At 72.6% G+C, this 16,933-nt stretch carries 16 protein-coding genes; 5 read left to right on the forward strand and 11 right to left on the reverse strand.

The genetic code is table 11. The annotated features are described in order from the left end of the window. Positions 1-43 precede the first annotated feature (43 nt). Positions 44-1,858 (reverse strand): hypothetical protein, encoded by a 1,815-nt coding sequence (locus J7F03_RS19805; protein ID WP_214951208.1) that lies wholly within the window; start codon positions 1,856-1,858, stop codon positions 44-46. Positions 1,859-2,244: 386 nt separating this feature from the next. Here J7F03_RS19805 and J7F03_RS19810 point away from each other — a divergent pair, with 386 nt between their 5' ends. Both J7F03_RS19810 and J7F03_RS19815 read left to right on the forward strand, forming a co-directional pair. After that, entirely contained in the window at positions 2,245-2,886 is a 642-nt protein-coding gene (locus J7F03_RS19810) for an IclR family transcriptional regulator (protein WP_214951210.1), read from the forward strand. A gap of 190 nt (positions 2,887-3,076) precedes the next feature. After that, positions 3,077-3,874 carry a S16 family serine protease gene (locus J7F03_RS19815; RefSeq protein WP_214951213.1) on the forward strand — a complete coding sequence of 266 codons (798 nt, stop codon included), beginning with the start codon at positions 3,077-3,079 and terminating at the stop codon, positions 3,872-3,874. On the opposite strand, the gene J7F03_RS19820 is transcribed toward J7F03_RS19815, so the two are convergent. From J7F03_RS19820 to J7F03_RS19855, 8 genes are all read right to left on the reverse strand, one after another. Then, on the reverse strand, positions 3,804-5,096 hold the full coding sequence (locus tag J7F03_RS19820) for an MFS transporter (RefSeq protein ID WP_214951214.1): 1,293 nt from the start codon (positions 5,094-5,096) through the stop codon (positions 3,804-3,806). The two genes, J7F03_RS19815 and J7F03_RS19820, sit on opposite strands and share 71 nt — an antisense overlap. Next, entirely contained in the window at positions 5,093-5,305 is a 213-nt protein-coding gene (locus J7F03_RS19825) for a hypothetical protein (protein ID WP_214951216.1), read from the reverse strand. Before J7F03_RS19825 ends, J7F03_RS19820 begins: the two co-directional genes overlap by 4 nt. A gap of 50 nt (positions 5,306-5,355) precedes the next feature. Continuing rightward, positions 5,356-5,952 (reverse strand): transcriptional regulator, encoded by a 597-nt coding sequence (locus J7F03_RS19830; protein WP_214951218.1) that lies wholly within the window; start codon positions 5,950-5,952, stop codon positions 5,356-5,358. A gap of 77 nt (positions 5,953-6,029) precedes the next feature. Continuing rightward, positions 6,030-7,019 (reverse strand): glycine betaine ABC transporter substrate-binding protein, encoded by a 990-nt coding sequence (locus tag J7F03_RS19835; protein WP_214951220.1) that lies wholly within the window; start codon positions 7,017-7,019, stop codon positions 6,030-6,032. Further along, entirely contained in the window at positions 7,020-7,877 is an 858-nt protein-coding gene (locus J7F03_RS19840) for an ABC transporter permease (protein WP_214951222.1), read from the reverse strand. Further along, entirely contained in the window at positions 7,874-9,166 is a 1,293-nt protein-coding gene (locus J7F03_RS19845; RefSeq protein ID WP_214951224.1) for a betaine/proline/choline family ABC transporter ATP-binding protein, read from the reverse strand. The genes J7F03_RS19840 and J7F03_RS19845 overlap by 4 nt, the downstream gene beginning before the upstream one ends. Next, the gene (locus J7F03_RS19850) at positions 9,159-9,806 is read right to left on the reverse strand and encodes an ABC transporter permease (protein ID WP_214951226.1); all 648 of its coding nucleotides are present in this window, start codon (positions 9,804-9,806) and stop codon (positions 9,159-9,161) included. Before J7F03_RS19850 ends, J7F03_RS19845 begins: the two co-directional genes overlap by 8 nt. A gap of 65 nt (positions 9,807-9,871) precedes the next feature. Next, positions 9,872-10,342 carry an Lrp/AsnC family transcriptional regulator gene (locus J7F03_RS19855; protein WP_214951228.1) on the reverse strand — a complete coding sequence of 157 codons (471 nt, stop codon included), beginning with the start codon at positions 10,340-10,342 and terminating at the stop codon, positions 9,872-9,874. Positions 10,343-10,475: 133 nt separating this feature from the next. Here J7F03_RS19855 and hppD point away from each other — a divergent pair, with 133 nt between their 5' ends. Further along, entirely contained in the window at positions 10,476-11,627 is a 1,152-nt protein-coding gene (gene hppD, locus J7F03_RS19860; RefSeq protein ID WP_214951230.1) for a 4-hydroxyphenylpyruvate dioxygenase, read from the forward strand. A gap of 102 nt (positions 11,628-11,729) precedes the next feature. Here the strand turns inward: hppD and J7F03_RS19865 are convergent, their stop codons facing one another. Further along, a complete protein-coding gene (locus J7F03_RS19865) occupies positions 11,730-13,253 on the reverse strand; it encodes a tetratricopeptide repeat protein (RefSeq protein ID WP_251072179.1) in 1,524 nt (507 codons plus the stop codon). Positions 13,254-13,349: 96 nt separating this feature from the next. Here J7F03_RS19865 and J7F03_RS19870 point away from each other — a divergent pair, with 96 nt between their 5' ends. After that, a complete protein-coding gene (locus J7F03_RS19870; protein WP_214951232.1) occupies positions 13,350-14,768 on the forward strand; it encodes an FAD-binding oxidoreductase in 1,419 nt (472 codons plus the stop codon). A 39-nt stretch (positions 14,769-14,807) separates the two neighbouring features. Here the strand turns inward: J7F03_RS19870 and J7F03_RS19875 are convergent, their stop codons facing one another. After that, positions 14,808-15,287: an SsgA family sporulation/cell division regulator gene (locus J7F03_RS19875; RefSeq protein WP_214951234.1), complete on the reverse strand. Its 480-nt coding sequence runs from the start codon at positions 15,285-15,287 to the stop codon at positions 14,808-14,810. Between the two features lie 277 nt (positions 15,288-15,564). Here J7F03_RS19875 and J7F03_RS19880 point away from each other — a divergent pair, with 277 nt between their 5' ends. Next, positions 15,565-16,929 (forward strand): RDD family protein, encoded by a 1,365-nt coding sequence (locus tag J7F03_RS19880; RefSeq protein ID WP_214951236.1) that lies wholly within the window; start codon positions 15,565-15,567, stop codon positions 16,927-16,929. The last annotated feature ends 4 nt before the right edge of the window (positions 16,930-16,933 follow it).

Raw genomic sequence — 16,933 nt, forward strand, 5'->3', positions numbered from 1 at the left:
ACGGGGCCCGTGCGGAGGATCGCCCGGGCCCCGTCCGTTCCCGCTACGCGGTGGGACGACGCCGGCGGCCGGTGCCGGCGACCAGGGCCGCGCCCATGGCGAGGGCCACGCCGGCGCCGCCGAGGGCCCACGTGGTGGCGGGGTCGGCGCCCGTGGCGGCGAGCCGGCCGCCGGTGGCGGACGCGGCGGCGGCCGGGTCGGCGCCGCCGTCGGGGCGGGGGTCGTTGCCGGTACCGCCCGGTTCACCGTCGCCGCCGCCGTCGCCGTTGCCGTTGTCCGGGCTTGTCGGGGCCAGGATCCGCAGGGTGGTGGAGTTCGCCTCGGCGACGACGCCGGGCTGCGATCCGGTCTCGTCCGAGACGCCGGAGAGCTCGACGGCGACGGGCCCGGCGGGGGCGTCCGCGGTGACGGAGACGCGGTAGGTGAGCGTGACGACCTCGTGCCCGTCCAGGTCGATGAGGAAGTCGCGGTAGGGGACGCCGTCCTGGCCGGACCAGAGGTCCTCCTCGTGCCAGGTGCCGTCGCTGCCGCGGGTCTCCAGCTTGACCTGCCCGGGCTTGAGCTTGTTGGCCTGTCCGGCGGGCTTGCCCGCGTCCTTGAAGGACAGGGCGAGCATGAAGTCGTCGAGGGCCTCGCCCTTGGAGTTGTCGACCGTCACCGTGGACTGCGCCGGGGCACCGCCGGCGGTCAGGGAGTCGGGCAGGCCCTGCTGGCGGAGCTTGGGGGCCAGGTAGGCCGCGTTCTCCCCGTGGCTGAGCTTCGTACGGTGATCGACATCCTGCGAGTGCACGCCGCCGGCGGCGCCGCTGAACCGCAGGGACAGCCCGGTGCCGGGGGCGTCCTTGGCGAAGCGCATCCGGATCTGGACCCTGACCTGATCGTTCTTCTTAAGGTCGAGGGTGGCGAGCTCGTGGGTCCATACCTCCCCCGAGCCGTCGGAGGTGACCGGGGTCCAGCCCCAGGCGCCGGACGGGGTGATCCCGCCCACCTCCACCTGGAGGTCGCCCTGTTCGAGGGCCGTGGTGTCCAGCGTCGTCAGCACCATGTCGAGCGCGTAGTCGTCGACCGCTTCGCCGTCGTTCTTCACGTACGCGGAGAAGTGCTCCCAGTCGGCGCCGGCGATGAAGCCGTCGGTGGACACCTCGCCGACCGACAGCGTCGGGGCGGGGTGCTGGGCCTCGTCGCCGCCGTTGTCGTCGGCGCCCACGATCTTCGAGGCGTAGGACATGTCCTCGGAGTCGACACTCAAGTGGTCGGTACCGGTGAGGATGAGCGTGATGTCGCCGGAGGGCGCGTCGGCGGCCGCGCGGAGGCGTACCCGGACGTCGTGGACCGAGCCCTTCGCGAGGGTCAGGCCCGGGGCCAGGTCGAAGTTCGGGGCGTTCAGGCCCGGCAGGGTGGAGGCGCGGCGCCACTGGCCCGCGGAACCGACCTCGACCTCCACGTGCCTGTCCGTCAGCCGGCCGGAGGACTCGATCAGGAGGCCGAGGTCGAAGCCGGCCCGGTCCGCGCCCTCGGAGTTGTCGACCCGCAGGGAGAACTCCGACCAGTCGGCGCCTGCCTTGAAGCCCTCGGCGGGAAGGTTCCGGAGCGAGAGCTCGGGGCCCTGCGGGGCCTGGGAGGTCCGCGAGGCCTTGCCGGTCTGCCGCGCGCCGGTCTGCTGCGAGCCGGTCTGTTGCGTGCTCTTGGCGCCGGCCGCCGGGGACGGGTCCGCGGCGCCCTCCGCGATGTCGTCCTTCGGGGCCGTGTCCGGGACGACGACCGCCGGGTTGTCCTGGGCCAGGGCCGGTGTGGCCGTCAGGATCGTCGGACCGGCGACCGCGGCGGCGGCCACGAGAGCCATGTGCTTGAGCTTCATGGTGGTGCGTCCCTCCGTGCGGCCCCAGGTGCGCTGGCGCGCATCCCCCCCGAAGCCGGTCTTCCAATATCTTTTTGAACTTGATCAGAGTAATGCGGCCGTAAAGGGGCTCTGTGTGGGTTCCGGGTGCAGGAGGTCACGAATTGACACCGACGGGGCTCAGGAACCGGCATAAACGGGTAGCAGGCGCCCGGATTCTGGACGAGCCCTTCCGCTGAGCGAACCTGCTCGCTACTGTCCCCGCATCGAACGCCCCGTGGCAGCGCCGCCGCGGGAGCGCAGCCGGTGCCATGGCCGCTACCGGCGGCCTCTCCGTGCGTCGCCGAGGGACCGGCGGCGCTCTGCCCAGAGAGTCACCGCCGCCCACCGAAAGAGGGAGAGGCGTCGTGACCGCGGAAACCTCCCAGACTCTCGACAGAGGACTCCGAGTCCTCAAACTGCTCGCCGACACCGACCACGGTCTGACCGTCACCGAGCTCTCCAACCGCCTCGGTGTCAACCGCACCGTCGTCTACCGGCTCCTCGCCACCCTCGAACAGCACGCCCTGGTCCGCCGCGACCTCGGCGGCCGCGCCCGCGTCGGGCTCGGCGTGCTGCGCCTCGGCCGTCAGGTGCACCCGCTGGTGCGCGAGGCGGCACTGCCCGCACTGCGCTCCCTCGCCGAGGACATAGGCGCCACCGCGCACCTGACCCTCGTGGACGGGACCGAAGCGCTCGCCGTGGCCGTCGTGGAGCCGACCTGGACCGACTACCACGTGGCCTACCGGCCCGGCTTCCGCCACCCGCTCGATCGCGGGGCCGCCGGCCGGGCCATCCTGGCCGCCCGTCAGGGCACGCTCGTCGAGCCCGGGTACACGCTCACCCACGGGGAGCTCGAAGCGGGTGCCAGCGGGGCAGCCGCGCCGCTCGTGGGGATCACCGGGCTGGAGGGCAGCGTGGGCGTCGTCATGCTGAACGACGCCATTCCCGAGCGGGTCGGCCCGCGCGTGGTGGACGCCGCCCGCGAGGTGGCCGACGCCCTGCGCTGAGCCGCCGCGCTACGAGGCCGCGGGGTCGCCGCGCTACGAAGCCACCGGGACGCGCGGCCGCGTAGCCTCCGGGCCGCGAGGCCGCCCAGCCTCCGGGCCTGCGCACGGTGGAGCACGTCAGGACCGGGCCGCGTCCCCTGCGGGGGGCGCGGCTCGACCCGTTGCAGGGCGGCCGCGCTAGATTGACCGGGTGCTCTCTCGCCTCACACGTCTGCCGCGTCCCGCCGCCCTCGCCGTCTGCGCCGTGCCCGTCCTCGCGCTGTTCGCCGTCGCGGCGGCGGCGCCGCTGCCCTTCGTGATCGCGCAGCCGGGCCTCACCGCCGACGTGCTCGGCTCCCGCGACGGCAAGCCGGTCATCACGGTCACGGGGGCACCCACCCGGGAGACCACGGGCCAGTTGCGGATGACCACCATCCAGGCCACCGGCCCCTCCACCTCCGTCACCCTCCCGGACCTGGTCGGCGACTGGTTCGACACGAGCCGCGCGGTCATGCCCCGCGAGGCCGTGTACTCCTCGGGAGGAAGCGACGAGGAGATCGAGGAGCACAACCTGGAGGAGATGACCAAGTCGCAGTCGACGGCCTCCGAGGCCGCGCTCGGCTACCTCCACAAGAACCCCGAAGAGGTGAAGGTCCGGCTGAACCTCGCCGACGTGGGCGGTCCCAGCGCCGGGCTGCTCTTCTCCCTCGGCATCGTCGACAAGCTCGACGGGAACGGCAGCGGCGGTGATCTCACCGGCGGCCGCACCATCGCCGGTACGGGCACCATCAACGGTGACGGCAAGGTCGGCGCGGTCGGCGGGGTGGCCCTGAAGACCCAGGCCGCGCGGCGCGACGGCGCGAGCGTGTTCCTCGTACCGGCGGCGGAGTGCTCGGACGCCCGGTCCGAACTCCCCGAGGGGCTTCAGCTGGTTCCCGTCACCTCGTTGACGGATGCGGTGAACGCGCTGCGGGCTCTGCAGAAGGGCGAACCGGTTCCGTCCTGTTGATCCGCGGGGCCGCGAGGCCGCGCCAGGCCGGGAACAGCAGCGGCGTGAGCGTGACGAGGAAGTACACCCCGCCGAACACCAGCAGCGCCCGCGTCACCCCGAACCCGTCGACCAGCAGCCCGGCGGCCAGCCCGCCCAGCGGCATCGTCAGCTCGCAGCCGGCGGTGGTCACGCCCGCGACCCGGCTGCGCAGTTCGTCGGGGACCTTCTCCAGCATCACGGTCGTCAGGATCGGGTTGAGCACGCCCGCGCCCAGCCCGGACAGTGCCATCGTCACCGCGAGCGGCAGCGGGGTGTCGGTGAAGGCCGCGACGGCGTAGCGGGGGGCTCCGCACAGCAGGAAGGCGGCGGCGAAGACGGTCCTACGGGAGAACCGCTCGCCCCACGCTCCGTAGAACAGGGCCCCGAGCAGCGCGAATCCGCCGAAGAGGGCAATCAGCAGGCCCAGCGCGGCGGCCCCGCCGAGGGCCTCGCTGCCGTGTACGGGCAGCAGGACCGAGGACCAGCCCTGGTCGAGGCCGTTGGTCATCATCACCATCAGGGTGATGCCGAGCAGCAGCCGCGAGCGGGTCAGGAACGCCCAGCCCTCGGCGAGTTCGGCCCGGTAGCCGGCCAGTGACACCTTCTCGGAGAGGCGCTGCGGCTCGGCGGCCGGCACGCCCCGCAGGAACGAGGCGACCAGCAGCGCGGACGCCCCGAAGGTTGCCGCGTCGAGCAGCAGGACGGACTCGGCGCCGATCGTGGCGATCAGTACGCCGGCCAGCGCGGCCCCGATCATGCGGGCTCCGCGCGAGACGGCGTCGTAGAGGCTGGCGGCGCGCGCGACGGTGGTGCCGGCGTGCTCGGCGAGGTGGGGGAGCAGGACGTAGCGCGCGGTGAGTCCGGGGGTGTGCACGAGGCCGCCGACGGCCATCAGCGCGCACAGCATCCAGAACTCCAGCAGCCCGGCGTAGTGCAGCAGCGGGATCGCGGCGACGGACAGGCCGCAGATCAGGTCGGAGGCGGCGGAGACCCGGCGGCGGCCGATCCGGTCGATGACCGGGCCGCCGATCAGGGCGGCCACGGCGACGGGCAGCGTCGCGCAGAAGGCCACGATCCCGGCCCGGCCGGCGCTGCCCGTGGTCTGCAGGACGAACCACGGGACACCGATGAGGGTGAGGGAACTCCCGGCTATCGAGATGGTGTTGGCGAGCAGGACGGCTGTGAAGGGGCGGCGGCTCACGCGATCCCGCCGTGCGGCCGGGTGATGCGGGCGTGCAGGTGGGCGGGCTGGATCAGGCGGATGCCGGCGGCGATCAGGGCCTCGCCGAGCCGGTTGCGCAGCGCGGGGGCGGGGGCGGGGCGGTACGGGGCCGCCCCCCGGGCGCGGCGCCAGGCGGCGGCCTCGGCGAGGCGGGTGGCGTGGATTTCGGCATGGCTGAAGACGTGCACGGCAGGACTCCTTGTACGGAGGAGGGATGCGGGCGACGGGAGAGGGAGGGCTACTTGCTGCGGCGGGGGAAGGCGTGCGTGTGGAAACGGACCGTCTCCGTGCCTTCCGAGGGCGGCAGATCGCGGTAGCTGTTGACCAGGTCGTGCATCTTGAGGATCAGTTCGCGGCTTTGCTCCGCGGTCAGCTGCAGTGAGAAGTCGCTGAGGTCGGACGCCCGGCGCCACTCCTTCGGCCAGTTGTGCGCGTCGCCCAGCCAGGTGGTCAGCTCCTGCCCGTGGATCTTCACGATCTCGGTCAGGAAGACGTCCGCGGCGCCGCGCGTGGCGGGGTCGGTGTCGTAGATCAGCGCCTCGTCGAAGGCCGTGCCGTCCTGGGAGGGGCGCCACCAGCGCTCGCGGCCCTTGCCGTGCTCGGGGGCGTCCTCGACGAACCCGTACGCGGCGAGCTGGCGCAGGTGGTAGCTGGTGGCCCCGCTGGACTCCCCGAGCTCCGCCGCCAGCTGCGAGGCGGTGGCGGGCCCGTGCAGGCGCAGGGTGCCCAGCAGGCGCATGCGCAGGGGATGGGCGAGGCCGCGCAGCGAGTGGGCGTCGAGCTTGCGGATCTTCGGCTCGGACGGCTGCGGGGAATCGGCGTTCTTCTCGGGCATGCTCCGACAGTAGAGTTGCAAAGAAGTCTATGCAAGGGTTTCTTTGCAACGTCTTCTTTGGAATTCACCCGACCGGCTCACCCCTCCTTGATGAACCCCTCCGCGACCAGCCACTCCTTCGCCACGTCGTGCGGGTCCTGCCCGTCCACGTCCACCTCGGCGTTGAGCCGCTGCGCGATCTCCGTCGTGAGCCGCTTCGACAGCGGGTCCAACAGCTCTGCGATCACCGGGTACTTGGCCAGCGTCTTCGCGTGCAGCTCGGGCGCCGCGTTGTAGTTGGGGAAGAAGTGCCGGTCGTCGGCGAGGGTGTCCAGGTCCATGGCCTGGATCCGGCCGTCCGTCGTGAACGCCTCGCCCAGCAGGCAGGAATCGGACTTGGAGACCTGGGTGTAGATGATCCCGGCGTCCATCTTCATGACGTTGCCCGCCGGGATCTTCATCCCGTACGCCTTCTCCATGCCCGGCAGCCCGTCCTCGCGGGAGGCGAACTCGTTCTCCACGCACACCGTCACCGCCGCCGGGTCCCGCGCCGCCAGCTCCGCCACGTCCGACATGGTCTTCAGCCCGTACTTGGCGTTGTTCTTCCTGCTGATCGCGAGCGTGTACGTGTTGTTGAGCGTGGAGGGCGCCAGCCAGGCGACGCCGTTCTTGACGTCCGCGTCCCGCACCGCCTCCCACTGCCGGTACGGGTCGTCGATCGGCTCGTCGTTGCCCAGGTAGGTGATCCACGCCGTGCCCGTGTACTCGTACATGGCGTCCGCGTCGCCCTGCCGGATCGCCTCGCGCGCGCTGATCGAGCCGGGCAGGTTGGTGCGGTCCAGGACTTCCGCGCCGGCCGCCTTGAAGATCAGGCCGATCATCTGGCCGAGCACGATGTTCTCGCTGAAGTTCTTCGAGGTGACCGTGAGCGAGGCGCCCTTGAGGGGCTGCCCCTGGCCGACCGAGCCCGGTACGACGTCGTCGACCATCGGGGAGCCGCTCTTGAGGCCGCAGCCCGCGAGCGCGGGAGCGAGCGCGAGCAGGGCCGCGCAGGCGGTGGCGGCCGTCCGTACGGAGAGCTTCCGCATCTACGCCTCCAGCCCGCGCGGGGTCAGGACCGTCTCGGCGAGCGAGGCCAGCCAGTCCACGAACAGCGCCAGCGCCACCGTCAGCACCGAGCCCAGCACCAGCACGGGCATCCGCTGCGTCTGGATCCCGGAGGTGATCAGGTCGCCCAGGCCCCCGCCGCCGCCGAAGGTGGCCAGGGTCGCGGTGCCGACGTTGAGGACGAGGGCCGTCCGTACGCCCGCCAGGATCAGCGGGACGGCCAGCGGCAATTCCACCCTCAGCAGGGTCCCCGCGGACGACATGCCGATCCCGCGCGCGGCCTCCACCAGCTGCGGGTCGATGGCGCGCAGCCCCGCGACGGTGTTGGACAGCACGGGCAGGACGGCGTAGGCGACCATGCCGATGATCGCGGTCGTGGGGCCGATGCCGAGCCAGATGACCAGCAGGGCCAGCAGTCCGATGGCCGGGGTGGCCTGGCCGATGTTGGCGATGGCGGTGACCGGCGGGGCGGCCTTGCTCAGGCCGCGCCGGGTGAGGGCGATGCCGAGCGGGATCGCGATCAGCAGCACCCAGAAGGTGGAGACGGCGGTCAGCTCGATGTGCTGCCACAGCCGGAGTTGGACGTTGCCGTCGGCGAGGGAGTTCTCGGCGATCGTGTCGAGGGTGGCGTTGGTGATCCACAGGTAGGTGGCCAGCAGGACCAGGGCCAGTACGAGGGGCAGGGTGACCAGCTTGGCCCAGGTGATCCGGCGGGCCGGCCCGGGCGCCGGGGCGGGCGCCTCCTCGGCCTCCACCAGCTCCTCGTCGCGGAAGACGACGCCCTTGACCTCGTGTTCACCCGGCGGGCGCTCGGGGGAGGCCGGATTCCTGGCGCTCATGACCCGCCCGCACCGTCATCGAGCCCCTCCAGGTCCCGCTCGACGCGGTGGTGGCGCAGCTCCTCCAGGTCGTGCGCGTGCTCGGCGGCCGTCAGCCGGTCGGCTTCCAGCATCTCGTGCACGGAGTTCATCAGGGTCTCCATGTCGACGACGCCGATGTACTCGCCGCGCCGCCCGGTGACGGCGACCCGGCCGCCGCTGTCGGTGAGGACCGCCTCCAGGGCGTCGTGCAGGGTCGCGTCCCGGGTCACCGTGTCGTGCACGAGCTGCCCGGCCCGGGCGAGGGAGCCCTTGGCGCGCATCAGGTCGCCGCGGCGCAGCCACTTGTAGGGGCGGCCCCGCCGGTCCAGCATCAGGAGCTCGTTGCCCTGGCCGGCGCGCAGGGTGTTGAAGATCTGCTGGAGCGGGTCGTCGACGGACACGGTCGGGAACTCGGCGATCTCCACGTCCCGCACCCGGGTCAGGTTGAGCCGCTTGAGGGCCGCGCCGGCGCCGACGAAACCGGAGACGAAGTCGTCGGCGGGGTTGGTGAGGATGGCCTCGGGGGTGTCGAACTGCGCGATGTGCGAGCGCTCGCGCAGGACGGCGATCCGGTCGCCGAGCTTGATGGCCTCGTCGAAGTCGTGGGTGACGAAGACGATCGTCTTGTGCAGTTCGTGCTGGAGTCGGATCAGCTCGTCCTGGAGGTGGTCGCGGGTGATGGGGTCGACGGCGCCGAAGGGCTCGTCCATCAGCAGGACGGGCGGGTCGGCCGCGAGCGCCCGGGCCACGCCCACGCGCTGCTGCTGGCCGCCGGAGAGCTGGCGAGGGTAGCGCCCGTGGAACTCGCGCGGGTCCAGGCCGACCAGGTCGAGCATCTCCTCCACCCGGTCCTTCACGCGCGACTTCGACCAGCCGGTCATCTTCGGGACCAGGGCGATGTTCTCGGCGACCGTCATGTGCGGGAAGAGCCCGGAGGACTGGATCGCGTACCCGATCTTGCGGCGCAGCTTGACCGGGTCCATGTCGGTGACGTCCTCGTCGCCGATGCGGATCCGGCCGGAGGTGGGCTCGATCAGCCGGTTGATCATCTTGAGGGTGGTGGACTTCCCGCAGCCGGAGGGCCCGACGAAGACGACCGTCTCGCCCGCCTTGATCTCCATCGAGACGTCGTCGACGGAGGGGTTCGGGTTGCCCGGGTAGCGCTTGGTGAGGTTCTCCAGCCGGATGGTGGCGCCGGAGGTGGTGGTGGACGTGGCGGCGGAGGAGGCGGCGGCGGGCGCCTGCGGGCTCTCGGTCGGCTCAGACACGGATTCCCCTCGGGATCGTGAGACGGCCGAGCAGGACGTACGCGGCGTCGAAGAGGAGGGCGAGGATGACGACGCCGAGCGTCCCCGCCAGGACCTGGTTGATGGCGTTGGCGCTGCCGAGCGAGGCGATCCCGCGGAAGATCTCGTTGCCGAGGCCGGGCCCGGAGGCGTAGGCGGCGATGGCCGCGATGCCCATCAGCATCTGCGTGGAGACCCGGATGCCGGTGAGGATGGGCGGCCAGGCGAGCGGCAGCTCCACCTTCAGGAGCTGGGCGGCGCGGGACATCCCGATGCCCTTGGCGGCGTCGACCAGGGCCGGATCCACTCCGCGCAGCCCCACGATGGAGTTGCGGACGATGGGCAGCAGCCCGTAGAGGGTCAGGGCGATCACGGTCGGTGCCACGCCGAGGCCGACGATCGGGATCAGCAGGCCGATCATGGCGAGGGAGGGGACGGTCAGCACCGTGGAGGTGGAGGTGACCGCGAGGTTCCCGGCCCAGCCGCTGCGGTAGGTGAGGACGCCGATGGCGATGCCGAGCAGCGTCGCGATCACCATGCACTGGAAGACGGCGCTGGCGTGCTGGAAGGCGTCGGTGAGGAGCTGCTGGTGGCGGTTGGACAGGTAGGCCCAGAAGCTCACGCCGCGTCACCTCGTCCGTCGTTGCCGGGAGTCCGCCGTTTCCGGGGTTCGGTCGCTTCCTGGGGTCAGTCGTCCTCGGCCGCCTGTTCGACCAGGGGAATGATCCGCAAGGGTACGGGATTCTCCATGACAATCGCAGTCGAAGCCCGAACAATCCCATCAAACGCGACAACGCGGTCGATCACTCGCTGAAGGTCCGCGTTGGAGCGCGCCACGAGCCGGCACAGCATGTCCCCGTGCCCGGTCGTGGTGTGCAGCTCCAGCACCTCCGGTACGCCGCCCAAGTGCGCCCGTACGTCGGCCCCTTGTCCCTGTTTGATCTCCAGCGTGGCGAACGCGGTCACCGGGTATCCCAGGGCGGCCGGATCCACCTGCGGACCGAACCCGCGGATGACTCCGTTCGACTGAAGCCGGTCGAGCCGGGCCTGTGCGGTGCCGCGGGCCACGCCGAGCCGGCGCGAGACCTCCAGGACCCCGATCCGGGGCTCGCGGGCGAGCAGGACGATGAGCCGCCCGTCCAGTTCGTCGATTCCCATCGGTACCTCCGGGGTGGTCGGTCGGTGGTCATAGTGCACAGATATCCCAGCCATTCTGGGCTCGCACTGGGCAGTCTGTACAGCAGAAATGGAAACTATTGCGCAGCTTGTGGAACGGCGGGACTCTGCCGTCATGACTGAGACCCAGCCGCTCGACACCGCCCCGCGCACCGCCGCCAAGGCCGATCCCTTCCCCGTCAAGGGCATGGACGCGGTCGTCTTCGCCGTAGGCAACGCCAAGCAGGCCGCGCACTACTACTCGACGGCCTTCGGCATGAAGCTCGTCGCCTACTCCGGACCGGAGAACGGCACCCGCGAGACGGCCAGCTACGTCCTGACCAACGGCGCCGCGCGCTTCGTCCTCACCTCGGTCATCAAGGCGTCCACCGACCGCGGCCGCTTCCTCGCCGAGCACGTCGCCGACCACGGCGACGGCGTCATCGACCTCGCGATCGAGGTCCCGGACGTGCGCGCGGCGTACGCGTACGCCGTGGAGCACGGCGCGCGCGGCCTGGACGAGCCGTACGAGCTCAAGGACGAGAACGGCACCGTGCGGCTGGCGGCGATCGCCACCTACGGCCAGACCCGGCACACGCTGGTCGAGCGCGGCGACTACACCGGGCCCTACCTGCCCGGCTTCGTCTCCGTCGACCCGATGGTCGAGCCCCCGGCCAAGCGCACCTTCCAGGCCATCGACCACTGCGTGGGCAACGTCGAGCTCGGCCGGATGAACGAGTGGGTGGCCTTCTACAACAAGGTCATGGGCTTCACGAACATGAAGGAGTTCGTGGGCGACGACATCGCGACCGAGTACTCGGCGCTGATGTCGAAGGTGGTCGCGGACGGCACCCTGAAGGTGAAGTTCCCCATCAACGAGCCGGCGATCGCGAAGAAGAAGTCGCAGATCGACGAGTACCTGGAGTTCTACGGCGGCGCCGGCGTCCAGCACATCGCGCTCGCGACGAACGACATCGTGGCGACGGTCCGCTCGATGCGCGCCGCCGGTGTGGAGTTCCTCAACACCCCGGACTCCTACTACGACACGCTCGGCGAGTGGGCCGGCGAGACGCGGGTACCGGTCGAGATCCTGCGCGAGCTGAAGATCCTCGTCGACCGCGACGAGGACGGCTACCTGCTGCAGATCTTCACGAAGCCGGTGCAGGACCGCCCGACGGTCTTCTTCGAGATGATCGAGCGCCACGGCTCGATGGGCTTCGGCAAGGGCAACTTCAAGGCCCTGTTCGAAGCGATCGAGCGCGAGCAGGAGAAGCGGGGCAACCTGTAGGTCGCGAAGCTCCGGGGTGCGGTGCCGTTGCGGCGCCGCTCCTGGGGCTCCGCCGGGGCCGGGCGGAGCCCGGGAAGCCCCGCGCAGCGGCTCCGCCCCCGGTCAGCGCCCCGACGGGGACGGCTTCGGCTTCGGCTTGGGCGCGGACGCGGGCTTCGCCACCGGCTTCGCCTTCGGGAGCTCAGGAGCCACCCACGGGGTCGCCGGCTGCATGTTCTCCGGGCCGCCCGCCGGCGGCTGCCCGATCGACGCCAGGGCCTCCTTCGCCAGCGGCCCCCGTACCGGCGAGAACCGAGGATGCGTCCGCAGCGCCTCCTGCAGGTGCCGCCGCGCCCCGGCCTCGTCGCCCAGGCCCCGCTCGATCATCGCCCGGTGGTACGAGAACTCCGCGAGCCGCACGCCCTGCTCCGTGGCCTTCTTCGCGTGCTCCAGCGCCGCCGGGTCGTCGCCCGCCTTGTGCAGCGCCCATCCCAGCGCGTCCGCCACCTGCACGCTCTTGTGCCGGGCCCACTCCGCCGTCAGGCGCCGTACCGCCGCCGTCGGGTCGCCGTGGTCCGCCTCGTACCGGCCCAGGACCAGCTCCTCGTTCACCCCGCTCCGGGCCGCTTGCGCCGCGAGCCCGTCGTACACCGCCTTCGCCTCGTCGCCGCGCTTCAGCGACTCCAGCAGCTCGCCCAGCTCCAGCGCCAGCTCCGCCGAAGGGGCCCGGCCCAGCGCCAGCCGGTAGTCCCGTACGGCCTCCCCGCCCCGCCCGAGCGCCGCCAGCACCCGTGCCCGGCCGCCCAGCGCCTGCGCCTGGGCCGGATCGGTCCGCAGCGCGGCCTCGTACTGGCGCAGCGCCTCCGCCTCGTCGCCGCGCTCCCACGCCAGCTCCCCGAGCCGGAACAGCACGTACGCCTTCTCCGCCGGGGTCTGCGCCGCGCCTCCCGCGTGCTCCATGGACATGGCCGCGTCCTCGCGCCAGCCCCGGTCCCGGTAGACCTGCGAGGCCCGCGTGAACGCCGCCAGCCCCGGCCGCAGGTCCACCAGCCGCTCCATCGCCTTCTCGGCCGCCTTGTAGTCCCCGAGCCCGGTGTACGCGTCCACGAGCACCGGGTACGCCGTCCACCGCTTCGGCCCCTGCGCCCGTACGAGCTCGCCCCAGCGCTTGCCCGTCCCGAAGTCCCGCCGGGCGTTGGCCAGCGTGCCCATGCCCGTCATCGCGTCGAAGTTGCCCTTCTCGGCCGGGCGCAGCTCCAGCGACCGCTTCAGCGCCTTCTCCGCCTTGGGGTACCAGCCGGGATCGGCCGTCCGCCGCGCCTGCTCCACGTAAGCCGATCCGAGCACCGCCCATGAGGCCTCGTCGTCCCCGTGCTCCCCGACCCACTTCTCCCGGTCCGCGATCAGCGCCGACAGGTCCACCGCCGCCACCGGCGCGCCCATCCCGACCGCCGCGCGGGCCCGCTCGCTGGGCCCCGGCGGCCGCGCGTCGTCGCCCGCCCGGGCCGGCCGGATCAGCAGGGCCCCGGCGATCAGGACCACCGCGACAGCCGCCGCCACGAGCGTCTTGCGGCCGGTGAAGGTCACGGGCGGGGCAGCCTGCCGCTGCCTTTCCTGAGAGACGGAGGCCTCACGCATAGGATCCATGGGGTCACTGTGCGTCAATATGAAGAGCTCGCTGAGGTGTCCGAAGAAGGTCGCGGGCGTGTTCACACCGATGGCCCCGAATGCCACTCTGGCCTCATGGATGACGACGTTTCCACCACGCTCGATTCCCTGCCCCCCGCGGCGCTCCACGCACTGCTCCACGCGCGGCTCCTCGAGGGCCTACCGGCCGAGGCACTGCTCACCGACCCCCAGGTGACCGCCTCCTACGCCACCGACATGGCGAGCTTCTGCGCCGCCGGCACCCCGGCCGCCGTGGTCCTGCCCCGGACCACCGAACAGGTCCAGCACGTCCTGCGCACCGCCCATGCCCTACGCGTCCCCGTGGTCCCCCAGGGCGCCCGCACGGGCCTGTCCGGCGCGGCCAACGCCTCCGACGGCTGCGTCGTGCTGTCCCTCGTGAAGATGGACCGGATCCTGGAGATCGACACGGTCGACCGGATCGCCGTCGTCGAACCCGGCGTCGTCAACGCCGTCCTGTCCCGCGCCGTCGCCGAGCGGGGCCTGTGCTATCCGCCGGACCCATCCAGCTGGGAGCAGTGCACCATCGGCGGGAACATCGGCACCGCCGCCGGCGGCCTGTGCTGCGTCAAGTACGGGGTCACCGCCGAGTACGTGCTCGGCCTCGACGTCGTCCTCGCCGACGGCAGGCTCCTGCGCACCGGCCGGCGGACCGCCAAGGGCGTCGCGGGCTACGACCTCACCCGCCTCTTCGTCGGCTCCGAAGGCAGCCTCGGGGTGGTCGTCCAGGCCGTCCTCGCGCTGCGTCCGGCCCCGCCCCGCCAGCTCGCGCTCGCCGCCGAGTTCCCCTCGGCCGCCGCCGCCTGCGCAGCCGTGTGCGCCGTCATGGAGTCCGGCCTGACGCCCTCGCTGCTGGAGCTGATGGACCGTACGACCGTCCGCGCCGTCAACGCGCTCGGCAAGATGGGCCTGCCCGAGAGCACCGAGGCCCTGCTGCTCGTCGCCTTCGACACCCCGCACGCGCCGGCCGACCTGGCCGCCGTGGGATCGCTGTGCGCCGCCGCCGGGGCGAGCGCCGTCGTACCGGCCGAGGACGAGGCGGAATCCGAACTGCTCCTGCAGGCCCGGCGGATGTCCCTGCCCGCACTGGAGGCCCTGCGGCCCGCGACGATGATCGACGACGTGTGCGTACCGCGCTCGCGGCTCGCCGAGATGCTGGACGGGACCGCCGCCATCGCCCGCGCCCACGACCTGCTCATCGGGGTCTGCGCGCACGCCGGCGACGGCAACACCCACCCCATCGTCTGCTTCGACCCGGCCGACGAGGACGAGGCCCGGCGCGCCCGCGCGTCCTTCGACGAGATCATGGCGCTGGGGCTCGCACTGGGCGGGACCATCACGGGAGAGCACGGGGTCGGCGTCCTGAAGAAGGAATGGCTCGCCCGCGAACTCGGCCCGGTGGGCCTGGAGATGCAGCGCGCCGTCAAGCACGCATTCGACCCGGAGGGACTGCTCAACCCGGGCAAGCTGTTCTGAACCGGCCGACGCCACGGAGCGGGCCCCGCCCGCCGGGCCTCACAGCTCCCCGTCGGCCGACTCGTCCGAAGGCCACGGATCGCGCATCCACAGCTCGTCGGCCGGCGTCGGGGCGAGCAGCTCGGCCAGGGCCGCGTCCAGGCCGAGCCGGTCGGCCTCGGTGCCGGGCGGCACGATCCGCAGGGTCCGCTCCAGCCAGGCGGACACGGACGAGGCGGGGGCCTCCAGCAGGGCGTCGCCGTCGGGAGAGCTGAGCGCCATGCACAGGACGGCCTTGTGGTCGACCTTCGTGGGCCAGATCCGCACGTCGCCGTGGCCGCACGGGCGGAACACCCCCTCGACGAGCAGCTCGCGGGCGAAGGTCCAGTTGACCGGGGTGCTGGAGCCGGTGTGGAAGGTGATGTGGACGGCGTACGGGTCGTCGGTGAGGTAGAGGAGCCGGGCGGGGACGGGGATGCTGCGCTCGGGGGAGAGGACCAGCTTCAGTTCCAGCTCGCGTTCGATGACGGGGTGGTGCATGACGGCCTCACTTCGGTGCGGGATACGTGCTCGGGCGGTGCGCGTGGGCCGGCAAGCGGTCCCACGCCTGGAGAGAGCACCGAAGTGCCCGGGTATGACGCGACTTCTCGGGGCAATCTGCGGATTGGCCGAATTCTGTCGGCTGACCGAAATCGTGCGCATGGGACCGCGTTCGCTCGAAGGCTTGGATTCTCCCGTTACCGGACCTGCCGAGGGGCGGTTCTTGGCTATGGTCCACACCTGCACAAGCCTCAAGCCACGATCGGAGTTGGGGACATTGACGGCCTCCCCTGGTGACGGCGAGCACGCGGCCCGCGAGGGCTACTACCCCGATCCGTCCATCCCCGGGTACGTCAGGTTCTGGAACGGCCTGAACTGGGTCCCCGGTACGAGCCGCCCCGCGGTCGCGGCCGACGAGACGGGCCCGGTGTTCCTCGACGAGACCGGCATGAGCCGGGCGCTGCGCGAGCCGGAACCCGAGCCGGAGCCGGAACCCGCGCCGGAGCCGTGGCGCGGGGGCGAGCGCGTCCGTGCGGCGGAGCCCGGGGCCGAGGCCGTGGCGTGGCAGGCCGACCCGCTCCACCAGTCCGGCTTCGGCGGCCCGCGTGACCACCGGGTGTCCTGGGGGAACGAGCCGGCCGCCGCCCGCCCGGCCGGGATCTCGCTGGCCCGTACGCCGGTCACCGCCCGGGTGTCCGGCTCCGTGGCCCCGGAGGGCGTCGGCATCCTGTCGGCCCGTTCCCCGGTCAGCGCGGCGGCCGCGGCTCCCGCCCCGGCCGCGGCTCCCGCCCCGGCCCCTGCTCCCGCCCCGGCCCCTGCTCCCGCCCCCGCTCCCGTGTGGCCCGCCGCCCCCGGCTCGCCGGCCGAGCCCGCGGCCCGGCCCCGGCCGGCGGCGAGAGCCTCGGAGCGTGTGGCACCCGTAGAGCGTGTGGCACCCGTGGAGCGTGTGGCACCCGTGGAGCGCGCGGCACCCGTGGAGCGCGCGGCACCCGTGGAGCGCGCGGCACCCGTGGAGCGCACGGCTCCTGCCCCGGCTCCCGTGCCCGCCTCCGTGCCGCCCGCGGTCCCCGCGCCTTCGCCGGCCGCCGTACCGCCCCCGGCCGCCGTACCGCCGGTGCCCGCCGTGCCCCGGTCGGCCACCGGGCGTGCCGTGTTCGAGCGGATGGCGGAGCGGGCCGTGCGCCCCGCCGGGCTCGCCCGCCGCGCCGTGGCCCGGTTCCTGGACTCCCTCGTGCTCGGAGCCTTCGCGAGCGCCGTCGCGCTGCCCCTGGTTCCCGAGGTCACCGCGCACCTCCAGGCCAAGGTGGACGCGGCCCGCGTGAGCGGGCGGACCACCACGGTGTGGCTGGTCGACGGCGCCGTCGCCGGCCGGCTGGCCCTCGTCCTGGCCGCCGTCCTCGTCTTCGGCGTCTTCTACGAGGCCCTGCCCACCGCGCGTTGGGGCCGCACCCCCGGAAAGAAGCTCCTGGGCGTGCGCGTCCTGGCCACCGCCACGCTGCGCCCGCCCACCTTCGGGGCGGCCCTGCGCCGCTGGCTCGTGTACGCCTTCCTGGGCCTCCCGGGGGCCCTGTGGGCCCTCGCGGACAACCCCCGTCGCCGCGCCCTCCACGACCGCGCCGCACGGACGTACGCGGCCCGCTAGGCGC

Origin of the sequence: Streptomyces sp. ISL-43 (assembly GCF_018614195.1) — a bacterium.
In the GTDB taxonomy this organism is placed as follows: domain Bacteria; phylum Actinomycetota; class Actinomycetes; order Streptomycetales; family Streptomycetaceae; genus Streptomyces.